15 protein-coding genes and 1 riboswitch are annotated in these 17,682 nt (G+C 34.2%); of the genes, 7 read left to right on the forward strand and 8 right to left on the reverse strand.

Features of this window, described 5'->3' with window-relative positions; translation table 11 throughout:
- Positions 1-155: 155 nt before the first annotated feature.
- Positions 156-2,264 carry an RNA degradosome polyphosphate kinase gene (locus Q9306_RS22950; protein WP_306202700.1) on the reverse strand — a complete coding sequence of 703 codons (2,109 nt, stop codon included), beginning with the start codon at positions 2,262-2,264 and terminating at the stop codon, positions 156-158.
- Positions 2,265-2,374: 110 nt separating this feature from the next.
- Positions 2,375-3,913 carry a Ppx/GppA family phosphatase gene (locus Q9306_RS22955; RefSeq protein WP_306202702.1) on the reverse strand — a complete coding sequence of 513 codons (1,539 nt, stop codon included), beginning with the start codon at positions 3,911-3,913 and terminating at the stop codon, positions 2,375-2,377.
- A gap of 176 nt (positions 3,914-4,089) precedes the next feature.
- Here Q9306_RS22955 and Q9306_RS22960 point away from each other — a divergent pair, with 176 nt between their 5' ends.
- Positions 4,090-4,548, forward strand: coding sequence for a YkyB family protein (locus Q9306_RS22960; protein WP_306202703.1), 459 nt, complete (start codon positions 4,090-4,092; stop codon positions 4,546-4,548).
- A gap of 30 nt (positions 4,549-4,578) precedes the next feature.
- Here Q9306_RS22960 and Q9306_RS22965 read toward each other — a convergent pair whose 3' ends face one another.
- From Q9306_RS22965 to Q9306_RS22975, 3 genes are all read right to left on the reverse strand, one after another.
- Positions 4,579-5,199, reverse strand: coding sequence for a YkyA family protein (locus Q9306_RS22965; RefSeq protein ID WP_306202723.1), 621 nt, complete (start codon positions 5,197-5,199; stop codon positions 4,579-4,581).
- Between the two features lie 57 nt (positions 5,200-5,256).
- Complete coding sequence (locus Q9306_RS22970; RefSeq protein WP_489670934.1) at positions 5,257-6,075, reverse strand: peptidoglycan-N-acetylglucosamine deacetylase; 819 nt, start codon at positions 6,073-6,075, stop codon at positions 5,257-5,259.
- 568 nt (positions 6,076-6,643) lie between these two features.
- Positions 6,644-7,168, reverse strand: coding sequence for a hypothetical protein (locus tag Q9306_RS22975; protein ID WP_306202705.1), 525 nt, complete (start codon positions 7,166-7,168; stop codon positions 6,644-6,646).
- Between the two features lie 402 nt (positions 7,169-7,570).
- On the opposite strand from Q9306_RS22975, the gene Q9306_RS22980 reads away from it, so the two are divergent.
- The 3 genes from Q9306_RS22980 (at position 7,571) to metE (ending at position 12,317) form a co-directional block, all read left to right on the forward strand.
- Positions 7,571-9,106, forward strand: a complete 1,536-nt coding sequence (locus tag Q9306_RS22980; protein WP_306202707.1) for an MDR family MFS transporter — start codon at positions 7,571-7,573, stop codon at positions 9,104-9,106.
- A 236-nt stretch (positions 9,107-9,342) separates the two neighbouring features.
- Positions 9,343-9,618: a hypothetical protein gene (locus tag Q9306_RS22985; protein WP_306202709.1), complete on the forward strand. Its 276-nt coding sequence runs from the start codon at positions 9,343-9,345 to the stop codon at positions 9,616-9,618.
- A gap of 91 nt (positions 9,619-9,709) precedes the next feature.
- Positions 9,710-9,897: riboswitch (cobalamin riboswitch) on the forward strand.
- A 128-nt stretch (positions 9,898-10,025) separates the two neighbouring features.
- Positions 10,026-12,317, forward strand: coding sequence for a 5-methyltetrahydropteroyltriglutamate--homocysteine S-methyltransferase (metE, locus tag Q9306_RS22990; protein WP_306202711.1), 2,292 nt, complete (start codon positions 10,026-10,028; stop codon positions 12,315-12,317).
- Positions 12,318-12,565: 248 nt separating this feature from the next.
- On the opposite strand, the gene comJ is transcribed toward metE, so the two are convergent.
- Entirely contained in the window at positions 12,566-12,952 is a 387-nt protein-coding gene (comJ, locus tag Q9306_RS22995; RefSeq protein ID WP_306202713.1) for a competence protein ComJ, read from the reverse strand.
- Between the two features lie 169 nt (positions 12,953-13,121).
- On the reverse strand, positions 13,122-13,556 hold the full coding sequence (locus Q9306_RS23000; protein WP_306202715.1) for a NucA/NucB deoxyribonuclease domain-containing protein: 435 nt from the start codon (positions 13,554-13,556) through the stop codon (positions 13,122-13,124).
- A gap of 260 nt (positions 13,557-13,816) precedes the next feature.
- Between Q9306_RS23000 and Q9306_RS23005 the strand changes: the two genes are divergently transcribed.
- Entirely contained in the window at positions 13,817-14,575 is a 759-nt protein-coding gene (locus Q9306_RS23005; protein WP_306202718.1) for a DUF3967 domain-containing protein, read from the forward strand.
- A 23-nt stretch (positions 14,576-14,598) separates the two neighbouring features.
- On the opposite strand, the gene Q9306_RS23010 is transcribed toward Q9306_RS23005, so the two are convergent.
- Positions 14,599-15,885, reverse strand: coding sequence for a sensor histidine kinase (locus tag Q9306_RS23010; protein ID WP_306202720.1), 1,287 nt, complete (start codon positions 15,883-15,885; stop codon positions 14,599-14,601).
- Between the two features lie 215 nt (positions 15,886-16,100).
- Between Q9306_RS23010 and Q9306_RS23015 the strand changes: the two genes are divergently transcribed.
- Positions 16,101-16,301 (forward strand): hypothetical protein, encoded by a 201-nt coding sequence (locus tag Q9306_RS23015; RefSeq protein ID WP_098916366.1) that lies wholly within the window; start codon positions 16,101-16,103, stop codon positions 16,299-16,301.
- Between the two features lie 107 nt (positions 16,302-16,408).
- Positions 16,409-17,566, forward strand: a complete 1,158-nt coding sequence (locus tag Q9306_RS23020; RefSeq protein WP_306202721.1) for an aminotransferase A — start codon at positions 16,409-16,411, stop codon at positions 17,564-17,566.
- Positions 17,567-17,682 lie beyond the last annotated feature (116 nt).

A 17,682-nucleotide genomic window follows, 5' to 3' on the forward strand; every position in this document is an offset into this window, starting at 1 on the left:
TTAAAAAAGATGAGCCCTATTCAATTCAGGAATCATCTTCTTAAAACTGCCTAGGCTTTTTTTAAAATGTCCTTTACAAAGGGTACACTTTAAAAGAAAAGGGGGTTTTTATGTCATTTTTTCAAATTATATTTATAAAGAATTCCCGTTTTACTTCATTCTTCTTCGGTGTGTGTATATGCCATTTGAAAGAGCTGCACTTGACTTTCAATATTTTCTATACGGTCCCTTACCACATAATGATACTCTCCGCCTTCATTTTGTTCACGCGCTTTTACATTATCGTCCAAAATAAGTTGTAAAACATCTTTAATTCGCATTTTCATATCAAATCCTAAAATAGGAAATGAAATTTCTACACGTTTTTCCATATTACGCGTCATCCAATCAGCTGAAGATAAAAATATTTTTTCCTCTCCATTATGGTGAAAATAATAAATACGACTATGCTCTAAATAACGACCTACCACACTAATAACGCGAATATTATCACTTACACCTGGAATGTGAGGACGCAAACAACAAATCCCCCGCACAATGAGATCAATTTTCACACCCGCTTGCGATGCTTCGTATAATTTTTGAATAAGCGGCTTATCTGTTAATGAATTCATTTTCGCTATAATATAGCCATTTTCATATTGTTTATGATAACGAATCTCTTCATCAATAAGTTCAATAAATTGCTGACGAATATCAAACGGGGCAACAGATATACGGTGAAAATGTGGTTTCATTGTATATCCGCTTAAATAATTAAAAAAGTTTGTTGCATCAATTCCGAAATCTTTGCGCGATGTAATATAGCCAAAATCAGTATATAATTTCGCTGTCGCATCATTATAGTTCCCTGTTCCTAAATGAACAAATCTTTCAATTTTCCCATGCTTTCGCCTTACAACAAGCGTAATTTTACTATGTGTTTTCAAATGACTAACACCATAAATCACATGACAACCTGCTTTTTCTAATTCTTTTGCCCACTGAACATTATTTTCTTCATCAAAACGAGCCTTTAATTCCACAAGTACTGTCACTTGCTTCCCGTTTTCTGCTGCTGTTTTTAAAGCTTGAATAACAGGCGAATCCCCGCTCACACGGTATAGTGTTTGTTTAATTGCTAATACATCTGGATCTTCAGCTGCGTCTGCTACAAAATCAATGACAGGATGAAACGACTCGAATGGGTGATGTAATAAAACATCTTGTTCTAACACTTTTTCAAATATATCTTCTTCATCATCTAAATCTTGAGATGGCTGCGGAATAAATGCAGGATAGATTAGATGTTCATATGTAGATGCTAACTTTTTATAAAGCGCAAATAAGCACGTTAAATCAAGCGGGCCTCCAATCATATATACATCTTCATCTTTCACTTCTAACACTTCGTATAATAGAGACAATACTCTTTTATCTAAATTATCCGTTCCTACTTCTAAACGAACCGCCGCTCCCCATTTTCGTTTTTTTAATTCTTTCTCAATGACTTTCAATAAATCACGTGCGCCTTCCTCATGAATTGTTAAATCTGCATTACGCGTAATTCGAAAACGCGTAACAGAAGATACTGTGTATCCAGTAAATAATTTATGAGTAAAGTTACTAATCACATCTTCTAAAAAAATAAATTTTTGCTTATTATCTTCATTTGGTAAAAAAATAAAACGTTCTAATAATGATGGAACTTGAACGATGCCAAGCTTTGTCCGATTTTCTTCTACTGTTTGTCTTTCGTCATATAAAATAGCAGCTAAATTCAAGCTTTTATTTAATAACATAGGAAACGGTCGATACGCATCAATTGCTACAGGTGTTAACACGGGGAAAATTTGCTCATCAAAATATTCTTCAATAAATTCTCGTTGTTCTTTCGTTAAATCATGAAAAGACAACTGTTCAATTCCTTCTTCCTGCAGTGCAGGAAGTAAAACTTTTTGATAAGTGTCATACTGCACTTGCATTAATTCATGTGCCTTAGATGAAATTTTTTCTAATTGTTTTTTCGGTGTAAATCCCGCCTTATTTTCTGGTTGATTAAATCCAGCCCTCACCTGATCTTTTAGTCCTGCAACACGTACCATGAAAAATTCATCTAAATTTGAGCTGAAGATACTAATAAACTTTAATCTCTCTAATAATGGATTACTGTCATCTTGTGCCTCTTGTAGTACTCGTTCATTAAAGGCAAGCCAACTTAATTCACGATTGTTATAATAAGCTGTATCATTCAAGTTTATAAGACTATTTTTCATCGCTTCCATATTCCCTTCACACTTCCCTCTAAAGCTTTCTCAATATAATTTAGTTATATTTATTTTAACAAATTTTTACTGGGATAAATGTAAAATTTTTGTAAAGAAGTCCGTACATCTTAACATTCTTCATCAAAATACAGATCAATGTTCACTTTTAAAATTTTCTCTAATTGCTTTTTCTGCTTTTCTGCTTGTACTTTTTCAGATAGAGCTGACTGCTTACAATTAATATAAAAATCAAGTCCACCTTCTCTTTTTACAATACGTACGGATTCGATAAGATTGCGATTCGTTACATTTAAGGCTGCTGAAAATTGTAATACCGCTCCTAATAATCGGATTTTTCTTTGTTCGTCTTTTTCAAACCACCCCGCAAACGGTTCAATGCATTGTTTAAACAACAACTTCGATTTATATGATGCAATTAATGCTAATTTAATTCGTTCTTTATGCATCATGCCATCTATCGTTTTATTTGCTAGTAAATAAAACGTATGCTGTCTGCTTGATTCTTCATCAATATACTTTCCAATATTAAATACTTTTGCCGCTCTATGCAGTGCAGTCCAATCTTCTTTCTCGAAAGAAACAACCTCATTTTTTTCTATTTCCTTACAAATCATCGTCGCATTTTTTATAAGCTGTATCACAACGCTCATGTCCATCTCATATTCATGAGAAAATAAATGTAAGCTTTCTTCCACTACATTTGGATAATAAGTAATTCCAAGTGAACTTACTAATTCTTCATAAAATACACCTTCGCGTAGTCCCTTTCTACTTAATACAAAGGACGGGGCTTCTATAATAGTTGTTAACATCCTAAACACTTCTACTGCCGGAATAATAGTATCTGCGCGATCTTTAGCAAGTCCCTCTAACTTTTGCAATTCTACAAAGGGAAGCTTTAATAAATGTTCATGCACATATTCAATGTCAGTTGGCTTCATCTTATATAAATGCAATCCAGAAATTGGATAAGAAATAAGATTTTGATGAATGTTCACCATATTACGCGCACTACCTCCAATTGCAATTAGCGGTAATTTCTTGCCTCTAATCCATGGAAAATATTGAAATTGATACCACAGATATCTTCTTAACTCTTCAAGTTCTTCTGAAGTTGGTGTATTGTAACGAAAAAATTGTTGTTTTAATGACAGCGCCCCAAACGGAAAACTATGGTAGTTTACAATTTCTCGATTTTGAAAATACGTAACTTCTGTACTTCCTCCTCCAATGTCAACAGTAATCCCTTCTCTGAAAGATGTAGAATTGGTAACAGCTATATATCCATAGCGTGCTTCTTCATATTCTGACAATACTCGAAGCTTAAAATCAGTGTTCTCTTCAACAAGACATTTAATTTCCTTTTGATTTTTAGCCTGACGAACTGTTGCCGTTGCAACGCACAATACTTTATGTAACTGATGAAACCGCGTACTTTCTTGAAATTGCAACAAAGTGTGTAATAATATATGAATTCCTTCTCTGCTTAAGGAACCATCTACTAAATAATTCCGTAAACGAGCGACTACCTTTGTATTTTCAATTTCTTTGTAAAAGCCACCGCTTTGTTTTTCATAAATAACTAATCTCATTGTGTTTGATCCGATATCAATAATTCCATATTGGTTTTTCAACGCTCTCGTCATCCTTTTCTATGTATCATTATCTCGTTTTTTCAATTTGTATTTATATATTATACAAAATAGTTGTTTTTTGTCACAACATTGCATTAATATCGAAAATACTTATATTAGTTTTCTGCATAGAAAAATTGCTAACTTTTATCGAATTATGATAATGTAGACAGGAAAGGAGTGCTAAGATGAAATCTTCACAACCCCAGTCTCGTTCCTATAATCAATTTTCGGTTCACCAGCTTGCTGAAGCAATTTTCAGTGTCAACCGACATGCAAAATCTGCTACAAATCCGAAATATTTATATTGGTTAAAAAAAACAGCTTTAGAACGATTAATTGCAGAAAAACAAGCTACGAAAGAAGGTTTACACTTTTCCAAAAACCCACGGTTTAGCCAGCAACAATCTGACGTTCTTGTCCGAGCAGGTAATTATTACTTCCATATCCCTCCTACGAAAGAAGATTTTCGTAACCTCCCACATCTCGGCAACCTTGATTGTGCATATCGAAATCCAAAAACTCATCTATCCTTAACCTCTGCTAAAAAAATGCTCCAGCAGTATATTGGGAAAGAGGCATTTCAACAAGAAAAAAAGTTAAGCGAATCCATTCCTTGGTATCGTCGTACTTACACAAAAAAATAAAGAAGCTTTGGCCTTTTGGCCAAAGCTTCTTTATTTTTTATCTTCTTTTATTTTAATGTTTGCTTGCTTGTAGAAAGATAGTTTTTCTTCATTATACTGCTTTGTGTATTCATTAAATTTATTTTTGGGAGCATCAATCTCTTGATAAGATTGGTTTACAACTTTTACTTTTTCACTAATCGTTTTTAATTTTTCATCTTTCGATTGCAACATTGTATATAATTCTTTTTCTAGTTTTAATGATTTTTTATAGCTATCATACATCTTGTTGAAGGCATCATAGCGACCTTTATATGCATCTTGTACTTTCTTTGCTTGTTCTTGTAACTTTGTATCTTTAAGATCTTTTACATATTTATCAACATCTTTTGTTTCTGCTTGCGCTTTTTCTAACGTCTCTTTTTCTTTATCTAACACTTTTTCACGATCAGTAACGCTTTTTACAGCTTGATCTACCTTCTCTTTTACCACTTGATTGTTATCTTTTCCGTCTTTTACAATCTGGTTATATAATTCTTGTCCTTGCTTTTCTAATGTTTCTAATGTTTTCGCATCATCAAAGATTGGTTTTTCTTTTTTGGCAGCATTCTCAAATGCTACGTACAACTCTTCTTCTGGTTTAGGTCCGAAGCAACCTGCAAGTAAACTCATTGATATAGCTGTTACTATTGCTACTTTTTTATATTTCAACTTCAATTCCTCCTAATTTTATATGCGATTATCATGCCAGAAATTTAATGAAAAATGACTTGCTTCATCGTATACTTCAAAGTCATATCCTTTTTTACGAAGATCATCAATGATTGTTTGCAACGCTTCCACTGTTTGCTTCTTTTCATGCATTAAAACGACTTCTCGTTCTTTATTAACATGAGGAACAACATTTTGAATGACTCCATTAGGATTTCCTGGTAATTTCCAATCTAAAGAATCAACTGTCCAATCCCATTCTTTCATACCAACAGACGTCATTTGATCACGCAACGCTTGAGTAAGACCCGGCATACTTCCATATGGACAACGAACAAGGTTCGGATGAATACCTGTTACTTCTTTCATAATATCCTGAGCTTGTTTCATTTCCTCAACAAATTTACCTTCTTTATACAGTTTGTTATAATTATGCGTCATACTATGAACACCTGGATAGTGTCCCTCTTTTACTAAACGCTTTACGCTATCCTTATGAGCTGGAATATTCCCACCAATCATAAAGAATGTTCCCTTTATACTATTCTTCTTTAAAATATCTAATATTTCCTTTTGATATTCACTAGGCCCATCATCAAATGTTAAGTATACTATTTTACGCATTTGACCGTTATATTTTTCTGGTACTTCTTTTTTCATCTCTACTTTGGGTTGTTCACTTGCAAACTGAACAGTATTTTCTTGATTTGCAACTGCTCTTGCAGGAGAAGTAATGGATTGAAACATAAAAAAACCTACCGCTACAACACAAATTGCGATAAAAGCAATACCCAAGCGTTTAAACATTGTGGAGCGACGGTTCGAAACGTCTACCATTCTATCATTTCCTTTCTATTTTTCTATATACCTTTACTTTTTTCATTTTACACAGCATAAATGAATCCGCAATATATAAATACAAATTGAAAAAACGACATAAAAACCACAATCTTTTTATATAGATGAAAGCATCTAACCATGTATAGTAGCGGCTTATATGTTGAAAAATCAGAATGAATTTATATAATAATTTTTTCTCCAAATATCTTCAAAAGGAAAAGTGTAGAGATTTTTCCAACTCTACACTTTTAATGAGAAATCATTGTGCAAAATGTACTGATACGTCCATCATTAATTATATGACGATTAACTACATTTTTAAAGGGGGTTGTCACAAAATCCATAATATATTGTAACAAAACTGCAAAAAATGTTTCAAAATAATAATCCACTAATTTTCCCTTTATATTTCATTTATACTTATATATAAATTCACTTTAATTTTTCAACATGCTATCAGATGAATACATGACTTGTACTTCTGTTCATTCTTGCGTTTAGTAAGAAAGGCCATAACCACTTCTAAGCATGACGAGATGTTTTCGTCCGCCTATACAAGAAATGTTTACGTCACTTCTATCAGCATAGCCTCCTTTGTTTGCAATGGTCCATACACTTGATGATTATGTTCAAATGTATAAGTAGCACGCAGTGGCAAAGAAGGTGATAAACCGTTACGTTCAGCTTTTACTTGCCATACTAAACGTGCCTTTTCTTTCGGTAATAAGTTCTCTATGCGCCAGCGGACAAGCTGAAATAGAAATTCATTTTCCCCATTATTTGATGTTAAAGTATTGGGTACATACAATAACTGATCTCTAATCATATGACTGACAAATATGCGTGAAACAGCCTCTTCTCCTTGATTATCTACTTCAATTTGAATTGCAATTATATCTTTAATTCCATAATAAACAGCATTTGAAAAGGTAGAGGTTTGTTTCATATTACACATAGTAAGTGTCACTTCTATACGAGGGATACATTGCTTATAAACTAAATCTTTGTCCGTACTCCCTGACCATAAAACGGGATTTATACGCAAAGTAAACCCATTTTTGTTCTCTAACTCACTCCAATATTTCACCATACAAATTCACCTCATTCTCATATTGAATGTATAGCTTTGTTACTTCTATTTCTTCCATTAACAGCCCTCAAAATTTTATCGTTTTTTAACTCTTTACTTTATATAGTATTCGATAAACAAAAGAAAAAATCATTCTAAAAAAGCTGTACATCATGTACAGCTTTTTCTTGTACGCCATTATTCTCTACTAACTCTAAATAAAAACTCTTCTATTGATGAAAATATGTAATCTTTGACTAAAAGATTCATACAGACGGCAAAATAATTTTACTGAATGAAATTATTTGTGATTTAGTCAAATTTGACTATAATATAATTTATCCCGTTTTAACCTTCGGTAGGGATGAAAAAATACGAATGAAAGCTTCACTTTATTAATTAGTATACAAAGGAGGGCTATGCTTGGAGGAACAAATAACTGAAAAGCAAGCAAGTAATACAAAGTTCGTTGTAACTGGATTGTTACTTGGAATACTATTAGCAGCAATGGATAATACAATTGTTGCTACTGCAATGGCTACCATTGTAGGTGATTTAGGCGGATTTGATAAGTTTGTATGGGTTACTTCTGCCTATATGGTAGCTACTATGGCTGGGATGCCTATCTTCGGAAAACTATCGGATATGTACGGGCGTAAACGTTTTTACATAGGAGGATTAGTCCTCTTTTTAGTTGGTTCAATTCTTTGCGGCACTGCATCTAGCATTGAACAATTAAGTATATATCGCGCAATCCAAGGTATTGGCGGAGGCGCTCTTATGCCAATTGCCTTTACAATTATGTATGATATTTTCCCAGCAGAAAAACGCGGTAAAATGACAGGACTATTTGGAGCTGTTTTTGGAACATCAAGTGTGTTTGGTCCGCTTCTAGGTGCTTATATTACCGACTATATTAGTTGGCACTGGGTATTTTATATTAATATCCCATTAGGAATTATCTCGTTATTTTTAATTACAAAACACTATAAAGAATCTTTACAATATAGTAAACAAAAAATTGATTGGGCAGGTGCCATTACTTTAATTATTGGTATCATTTGTCTTATGTTTGCTTTAGAACTTGGTGGTAAAAAGTACGCCTGGGATTCAGGTGTAATCATTAGCTTATTTGCTACATTTACTGTTATGCTTATTATCTTTTTCTTTATTGAACGAAAAGTGGAGGAACCGATTATTTCTTTCCATTTATTCCGAAAACGTTTATTTGCAGCAAGTCAAGGCGTTGCTTTCTTCTATGGTGCAACGTTCATTATTTGCACAGTTTATATTCCAATTTTCGTACAAGGTGTTCTTGGTGGATCTGCAGCAAATGCTGGCCTCATTTTAACGCCAATGATGGTAGGATCTGTTATCGGAAGTCAAATAGGCGGGCAATTAACAACGCGTACAACTTATCGTAACATTATGACGATCTCTGGTATTTTCTTTATTCTTGGCATGTATTTATTAAGTACATTAACTATGGATACATCACGCGCAATGGTAACAGTCTTTATGATTTTAGCTGGTTTTGGCGTTGGGTTTTCCTTCTCTGTCTTAAGTATGGCTTCTATTCATAATTTAAGTATGAGAGAACGAGGCTCTGCAACATCAACAAACTCTTTCTTCCGTTCACTTGGTATGACACTTGGTGTAACAATTTTTGGTACCATTCAAAATCATGCATTTACAGATAAACTAAAATCTATTTTCCCACCAGAACTAGCAAAAATGGCTCCAAAAGGCGGCGATACAAGTTTCTTATTATCTCCAAATGCAACTGAAAAAATACCACCAGAAATTTTACATGGCATTAAAGATGCGCTAGCAAACTCAATTGCTGATACATTTTTATGGGCACTTATTCCTGCCTCGCTTAGCATTATATGCATCTTATTAATGGGAAAGGACCGATTAGTTGCACCAACAAACAAGAAACAAAAACAAGTGAGCTAACATTTCCCCGGTACAGCTTTATATTTGGGAAAATCTTATTGATCATGTTTCTGCCGAGAAGAAAACTTTTAAAAATCAATACAGAATTAGACTAATAAACGGATAAACAGTCACTGAAAGTGGCTGTTTTTTCTATTCATAAAAACGGATTTTCTGAAGGATTTTTTCCATTTTACCTTTTTGTAACCCCACTCTTTTTTCATTACAATACAAATATAAAAAGGAGGCGAAATGTTATGAAGGATCTTTTAATTAAACAATATGGATTCTCCGTATACTACCATTCTTATTTACAAAAACAAATCTTATACATACTCATACTTCGCAGCGAAATTGCTTTTCTATCTCATACATTGCACCCAAATGAACAACTGGAACTACTCTCCTATGACCGATTACTCTTTCATCACGCTCACGATATATATAAACGAATACAGCGTTCCTCCTCTGTCTTTTCACAAACATATCCACCATCACATTGGTGGTGGCATTTAGAAAATTTTTTATTTTAATAAAATTAATTATCTTATTTTTAAAAACAGTAGACATTTTTCGGAAAATTATGATAAAATCTGTTTCAATATCATATACGCTAGTTACATTCCTTTCCAAAAGGAGATAGGTACACGGAAAAATACTTTCGTGTTTAAAAGGGAAGTTTGGTGAAAAGCCAACGCGGTCCCGCCACTGTAAATGCAAAGATTTCGTTCTGTATACCACTGTGAAAACGGGAAGGTGATCGAAATCGCCGATGCATGAGCCAGGAGACCTGCCTATTTTAACGGCACTGATAGACTCACGGATGATGAGGAGGTGTTTTTAACGAAAGAGAAGTATGTTCTGCTTCTATGTCTACTTTTCGTTAAAAGCATTTCCGAGTATACGGAAATGCTTACTTATATTTAGGGAGGAAATTACAATGACACTTTTAACAAGTAACTTAGGGTATCCACGAATTGGATTACAACGCGAATGGAAAAAAACTTTAGAAAATTTTTGGGCAAAAAAAGTGGATGAACAACAATTTGTGAAACAAATGAAAGAGATTCGCCTTCAACATCTAAAAGTACAACAAGAAAAAGGAATCGATCTCATTCCAATCGGTGATTTTACATATTATGATCACGTCCTTGATACAGCATATATGCTCGGGTTTATCCCATCTCGTTTTTCAAAGCATACATCAGAACTCGACGTATACTTTGGCATGGCACGCGGTTCAAAAGATTACGTTGCTTCTGAAATGACGAAATGGTTTAATACAAATTATCATTATATCGTTCCAGAATATGAGGAAAATCTACATATTTCCCTTAAAGAAAATCGTCCACTTCGTTTATATGAAGAAGCAAAACAAGAACTAGGCATTGACGGTAAGCCTATTATATTAGGACCTTATACGTTTTTAAGTTTAGCCAAAGGTTATAAAAAAGAACAATTTACAACTATTTTACAAAAATTAACACATCCATACATTCAATTGTTACAAGAATTACAAGATGCTGGCGTACGCTGGGTTCAAATCGATGAGCCAATCTTTACTTCTCTATCAAAACAAGAAGTTAGCATTGCCAAAAAATTATATGAAACAATTCGTAAAGCTGTTCCAAATGTATCTATTATGCTACAAACGTACTTTGACAGTATAGAAGAAAACTATGAAGATATTATTTCATTCCCGGTTACTGGGATTGGACTTGATTTTGTACACGGTAAAGAGGGCAATTTGCGCGCCTTACTACAACATGGATTCCCATCCGATAAAGTATTAGGGTTCGGTTGTATCGATGGCCGTAATATTTGGAGAGCAAACCTTGACGAAACTCTCTCTCTTTTCCATACATTGCAAGAAGCCGTACAACCGAAAGGATGGATTGTACAACCGTCTTGTAGTTTACTCCATACTCCTATTGACAAGACGAATGAAACACATCTTGCAGACGAATTATACGATGTGCTCGCTTTTGCAAATCAAAAATTAGACGAACTTACTATTTTACAAAAAGCTCTCGTATATGGAATAGAAAGTATTTCTCATGAATTACAAACGTATCGAAGTGCGCATGAAGCAATTCGCACTTCGGCAGATCGTAATCGTAAAGATGTACAATCTACGCTCTCAACATTACAAGAGGAAGACTTTTCTCGTCCTCTTTCATTTGAAAATCGCTATAACTTACAGCAAAAAGCTCTGAATCTACCATTACTTCCAACAACAACAATCGGTAGCTTCCCGCAAACATATGAAGTTCGTCAAACTAGAAAACAATGGCGCAGCGGCGATATCTCAAATGAGCAATACGAAAGATTTATTGAAGAAGAAACGAAAAAATGGATTCAATATCAAGAAGAAATCGGTCTTGATGTCCTCGTTCATGGCGAATTTGAACGAACAGATATGGTAGAATATTTCGGCGAAAAACTTGCTGGCTTCTCCTTTACGAAAAACGGTTGGGTCCAATCGTACGGTTCCCGCTGCGTGAAACCTCCTGTTATTTATGGTGACGTTGCATTTATTAATGGTATGACAGTAAAAGAAACAGCATTTGCACAAAGTTGTACGAATAAAGTTGTGAAAGGTATGTTAACTGGTCCTGTCACAATTTTAAATTGGTCCTTCGTTCGAAATGATATTTCAAGAAAAGAAGTTGCTTATCAAATTGCTCTGGCACTTCGCAATGAAATTAAATTACTTGAATCATCCGGTATTCGTGTCATTCAAGTTGATGAGCCTGCACTACGCGAAGGAATGCCATTAAAAGAAAAAGATTGGGAAACATATTTAACGTGGGCTGTCCAAGCATTCCGCCTTTCTACTTCTTCAGTGGAAAATGAAACACAAATTCATACGCATATGTGCTACAGTAATTTTGAAGATATCGTTGAAGCAATCCGTCAACTTGATGCAGATGTTATTTCTATTGAAACATCAAGAAGCCACGGGGAGTTTATTCATACACTAAAAGAACACCCATATGAAAAAGGAATTGGCCTCGGTGTATATGACATTCATAGTCCACGTGTGCCAAGTATAGATGAAATGTATGTAATTGTAGAGCAATCATTAAAGGTGTGTGATCCAAAATACTTCTGGATTAATCCTGATTGCGGATTAAAAACAAGAAAAACAGAAGAAGTTATTCCTGCACTAGAACATATGGTAAAAGCAGCTGTAAAGGCACGTCAACTTTTACAAACAAGTGCGCGATAATAAAGTAAAACTTTAATCAGTGGGGGTTTTCTTCATCCCCCACTGATTATTAATTGAACCAATCGGGTTTTTACTGTCCTCGAATAGCGGAATAAAATAGAAAACTACCGCCCCTTGGGCAGTAGTTTTTTATTTTATAAATCAGTGCAATGCAGAATATAACAGAACCGTTACATGCAAGGCCAAATATTCTCATCCTCCTTAAAAAAGAGAGTGATTTTTATATCGGTTTTCAATTTGAATTTATATTAGTTCTCTTCAAAAAACAATTCATATTTTATTTTGTACAAGTCATCGGCCGAAGGTTCTTCTAAAGGAACTGCTTGCATAGTTACTATGTAATCCCCTGAAGGAACAATGAAGTGAAGTTTATTTGTTAATACACTGCTTATAAACACCCCTTCTTGTATTACTGTAAACGGAGCTGATACGATTCGTACCGCTTCTTTGTTTTCTACAAATTTCCGGGCATATACCACTATCTCACACGTATAGTCAGATAATGCTTCAAATATAATCGTTCCTCCAGCCTCAGTATAGCCTCTTTCAAAATCCTTGTCCGTCCAGTCTACATGTGGAGGTATCATATCGTGATTCATCACCATGAATTGCGAATAGGAAATTGTTAATTCCATCCCTTTCACTCCTTACATACAAGATCATTTATCCCGCATTAACGGACAGTAAGACCCCTACCTCAATATTGAGAGAATCGAAGAAGATAGGCGGGGGAACTGTCCGTAAAAGCCCGATTGGTTCAACTAATAATCAGTGGGGGCCCCCACTGATTAAAGTTTCACTTTATTATTTCACAATAAATTTTACACGTGTTCCATCTGAATATTGATCCAATTGATTCCCGACCCAAGAACCTGCTCCCCGGTTATCTGAAGGGCTAATATATTCAATATGTGCTCCTTTTCCACCTTCTTTACACATCGCCATCGGCCATTCATCACGATCATATCCTTTCTTTGGCGGGTATGGAGCTAATGATTGCTTCCTTCTATCTGCAGCACCCTTTCGATCAATCGTACAAATTGTAGAATGTCCTTCTTGTATTGCATTTGCAATATGTTTTCCTGTTTCCGGATATTGTTTTTTCGGAAACTCTAGAATCTGGTCGTATGCTGCATCTTTCTTATTCCCTTGGTTCGGTGCTTTCAAAATTTCGTATACACCAATTAATAACGAAAGGATTGCAACGATTGTAATTAAAATACCTTTAACTTGTTTCATCTAGACTAAGTCCTCCATTTTCTTGCCGCTAATATGGAACGTTTCTCCTCTTCTTCCTGTCATTATAACAAATCTTACATTCTTATGTTTTCAGACATTATTCTATATTCCTATCTTCTTTTCCATCAAAAACATGCTGTTTTATGCAGCATTCCACTAATCATGTAGAAAACTTTCAACCTTCCGACATTTTTTTTCAAAGGAAGTACAAAACAAGAAATGGAATTGATATACATGATACTTTTTAGGGAGGAAATGTCATGAATGGAACATATAAAACGAAAGATGTCACAAATAAAACGGGGATCCCCAAAAATGTAGTTCGCAAATATAGCCAACTTTTAGAACAACACGGCTATTTTATTGATAAAACAGCTCAATCTCGTACGTATAAAATGGATGATTTACGAATATTAAAACTGATTCACGAACGAGCCGCTACATTGAAAGAAAATATCATGGAAACAATCGCATTCATACTAAAAGAGGAAGAATCTCCAGCAGCGCCTCCTACTATTGCAAAAGAAAATAACGACCTGCAACTGAATGAACAAAGCAAAAAATTTGAAGAATTCATGCACAAATTAGATATGCTCGCGCAATTAAACGAAGCCATTATTCATCAAAATTCTACCCTTATAACGCAAAATCGTTTAAAAGATGAAAAGCTAAATGAATTAATACACCAAGTATATGTAAAAGAGGTAAAACAAGAAGAGATGCTGCAAAATCTTGTGGATCATGCCGCAGATACTGATGCACTGCAAAAAGAAAAAATGGATCTACTCATGAATCATATGTATAAAAGAGAATCCAAACAAGAAGAAAAAATGAACAAACTAATGAATCAAGTTTATAATAAAGAAAGTAATCGTGATGTCCAACTCATGCAAGTAATTCGAGAAATTCAAGAAACAAAACGATTAATTGCCGCTTCGCAAGAACAAAGTTTCTTTAAATCTTTTAAAAGTTTATTCGTCCGTTTTAAATCTGAAAAAACAGGAGAAATAAACAAATAAAAGTTACCATACCTTGGTAACTTTTAATCTTTATGTATAATGTTTTGCATTGCATCTGGTAATGTAATAATCGCTTCCGTGCCTTTTCCTATTTCACTTTTATATACAAGCGTACCACAATGAGCTTGCAAAATACTAAATGTCACCATTAATCCAAGCCCTGTTCCTTTTTCTTTCAATGAATAATATGGTTGTCCAAGCCTAGCCAGCTGTTCTTTCGTCATTCCAACACCACTATCTTTGACACGAATAACGATAGATTCATCTTTTTGCCATGCAGTTACCTTTAAATATCCTTTATTTTCTTGAATTGCTTCGATCCCATTCTTCACGACATTCATAATTGCTTGTTTTAATTTTGTTTTATCACCTATCGTATATAAATTTTCTGCAATTTCAACTTGTAAATATACGCCTCTCATTGCAGCAAATGAAGACATTAACGTAGTCATTTCAATAAGCTGCGCTGATAAACAAATATGTTCTTTCTTATCAATTTGCGGCCTTGCTAAATTTAAATAATCTGAAATAATTTGTTCTGCTCGGTCTAATTCTGCTAAAACAAGATGCATGTATTCTTTATTTCTCACATCTTCTGTACTTTGCAATAATTGAATAAACCCGCGTACAACTGTAAGTGGATTACGAACTTCATGTGCTACGCTCGCTGCTAACTCGCTAACAATATTTAATTTCTCAGACTTTTGCATTTCGGTTCGTAACATTGCATTTTCATATAAATATTCTGTTAAATAAACTTGGAAGGTCATCGTCATGATCATAATGAATGAAGCAAATATGTATTCGCTATATAAATAAGATATCATTGGTGTAAATCCCTTCCCAAATAACAAACTAAATATTTCAAATCCTAAAGAAATCAGAGTATAAAAAGATGCCAACATAAAAGATAAAACTATTTTTTTATGTCTCGAAAATGTACTCCACTTATTAGACAATAAAAAAGGAATGACAGAGATAAAAATAACTTCTAGTACACGAAACCAACTTAAACCATTGAGAAACCCATCGTATAAAATAGCGATTATTGCTGGAATGATACCAACCACACCACCATACAAAAATGCACTAATAATTGAGATTTGATGAAAATCATAATTACAAGTTTCCCAAACGCAAATCGGATATGTCATCGAAAGGATAAGTGTAATTGTTGATAATAATACAATAAAATAGCGATTGGGCTTTTGATTCATACTTTGATAACGATTTAAACGAATTGCTTCATACAAAAATAGCGGCAAAATGATGATAGCAACTTGAATCATTAAATCACGGATAAGTCCCATCCCCTCATCCCCTATATTCATTTTGATATGATTATATCATTTTATTGACAATTTTGTTTTATTTTTTCGATTATTCTAAACATTTCCGTAAATAATTTGTGAAAATTAATTCACAAGTGTTACAACTTTTCGAAATGATTGTAAACCATGTATCAAATTGTCCATGTGCCATATACAATAAATACAGGATAAGAATTCGATTGGAGGAAGAGAAAATGACAGGAACTGCGCTTGTCTTAAACGAGGAAAATCTTGTTGTATTAGAAAATGTTGAGAAATCGGTATATGAAGAATTACAAGAGCGAACAGGCACAAATGATTGCACATGCTCTGTAAATAACTCCGTAGTATATTTAGGAAAAGTTTCCTCTGTTCTTTGGAGCGAAGACGAAATCGATTGGGAATACGGTTATTAAACAAAAGGTCGCTTTAGCGGCCTTTTTTATTTGTAGCTTTTCAAAGCGATTATATGATAAATATGATAAAATAAAATAAATTTTGCAACGGAAGAAAGGGAGACAAAATGGAACAATTTATTAACCCTCGCGTAAAGGATATTCAAATTTCTGGAATTCGTCAATTTTCTAACATGATTCAACAATATGATGATCTTATTTCACTCACAATCGGACAACCTGACTTTCCAACACCTTCTTTAGTGAAAGAAGCTGCTAAACGTGCTATTACAGAAAACTTTACAACCTATACACATAATGCCGGTTTAATACAGCTTCGGCAAGCGGCTTGTAATTTTGTAAAAGAACGCTATGATTTAGTATACTCTCCTGAGAATGAAACAATTATCACTATCGGGGCAAGCGAAGCAATCGATATTACCTTTCGTACCATTTTGGAAGAAGGAACAGAAGTAATTTTACCAGCCCCTGTCTATCCAGGGTATGAACCGATTATTCGCCTTTGCGGTGCAAAACCTGTTTTTGTAGACGTTCGTAAAACGGGCTTTCGCTTAACAGCAAAAGCACTTGAAGAAGCAATTACAGACAAAACTCGTTGCATCGTACTACCGTATCCGTCAAATCCAACTGGTGTAACGTTGTCCAAAAAAGAACTCGAAGAAATTGTAGCAGTATTAAAAGATAAAGATATTTTCGTTCTTTCCGATGAAATATACAGTGAACTTGTATATCAGGATAAACATATATCTATTGCAAGTTTCCCAGAAATGCGCGACAAAACAATTGTCATTAACGGTTTAGCAAAATCTCATTCTATGACTGGATGGCGCATCGGTTTTTTATTTGCACCAAACTTCTTGGCAAGTCAAATTCTAAAAGTTCATCAATATAACGTTACATGTGCAACTTCAATTGCCCAGTATGCGGCAATTGAAGCATTAACAGCAGCAAAAGATGCTCCCCGTATGATGCGTCATCAATACAAAAAGCGCCTTGATTATGTATACAACCGTCTTATACAAATGGGATTAACTGTCGAAAAACCAACAGGCGCATTTTATCTCTTTCCTTATATCGGTGATTTATCTTCCTCTTCTTTTGATTTTGCAATGGAACTTGTGAAAGAGGCGAAACTTGCCGTTGTTCCCGGCTCAGCATTTTCTGAATACGGTGAAGGGTACATTCGTATTTCTTATGCTTCTAGCATGGAAATGTTGAAAGAAGGCTGTGACCGCTTAGAAACATTTATACAACAAAAAAACTAAGAGAAAATTCTTCTCTTAGTTTTCATGCTGTTGAAAAACAATCTAGTCAATAGACAAAAACTAAAAATTTCGATACACTCTCCTCGTGAATGAAATGAAGCGAGGAGAGTTTTTAT

The sequence above is a fragment of the Bacillus multifaciens genome (genome assembly GCF_030756675.1).
Classification (GTDB): Bacteria; Bacillota; Bacilli; order Bacillales; family Bacillaceae_G; genus Bacillus_A; species Bacillus_A multifaciens.

Coding starts and splice junctions, on each gene's coding strand:
- Q9306_RS22985 (WP_306202709.1), top strand. CDS start 9,343: ATGAAGGATCTTTTAATTAAACAATATGGATTCTCCGTATACTACCAT.
- Q9306_RS22970 (WP_489670934.1), bottom strand. CDS start 6,075: ATGGTAGACGTTTCGAACCGTCGCTCCACAATGTTTAAACGCTTGGGT.
- Q9306_RS22965 (WP_306202723.1), bottom strand. CDS start 5,199: ATGAGTTTACTTGCAGGTTGCTTCGGACCTAAACCAGAAGAAGAGTTG.
- Q9306_RS22950 (WP_306202700.1), bottom strand. CDS start 2,264: ATGGAAGCGATGAAAAATAGTCTTATAAACTTGAATGATACAGCTTAT.
- Q9306_RS23010 (WP_306202720.1), bottom strand. CDS start 15,885: ATGGGACTTATCCGTGATTTAATGATTCAAGTTGCTATCATCATTTTG.
- Q9306_RS23005 (WP_306202718.1), top strand. CDS start 13,817: ATGAATGGAACATATAAAACGAAAGATGTCACAAATAAAACGGGGATC.
- Q9306_RS22960 (WP_306202703.1), top strand. CDS start 4,090: ATGAAATCTTCACAACCCCAGTCTCGTTCCTATAATCAATTTTCGGTT.
- metE (WP_306202711.1), top strand. CDS start 10,026: ATGACACTTTTAACAAGTAACTTAGGGTATCCACGAATTGGATTACAA.
- Q9306_RS22955 (WP_306202702.1), bottom strand. CDS start 3,913: ATGACGAGAGCGTTGAAAAACCAATATGGAATTATTGATATCGGATCA.
- Q9306_RS23015 (WP_098916366.1), top strand. CDS start 16,101: ATGACAGGAACTGCGCTTGTCTTAAACGAGGAAAATCTTGTTGTATTA.
- Q9306_RS23000 (WP_306202715.1), bottom strand. CDS start 13,556: ATGAAACAAGTTAAAGGTATTTTAATTACAATCGTTGCAATCCTTTCG.
- Q9306_RS23020 (WP_306202721.1), top strand. CDS start 16,409: ATGGAACAATTTATTAACCCTCGCGTAAAGGATATTCAAATTTCTGGA.
- Q9306_RS22975 (WP_306202705.1), bottom strand. CDS start 7,168: ATGGTGAAATATTGGAGTGAGTTAGAGAACAAAAATGGGTTTACTTTG.
- comJ (WP_306202713.1), bottom strand. CDS start 12,952: ATGGAATTAACAATTTCCTATTCGCAATTCATGGTGATGAATCACGAT.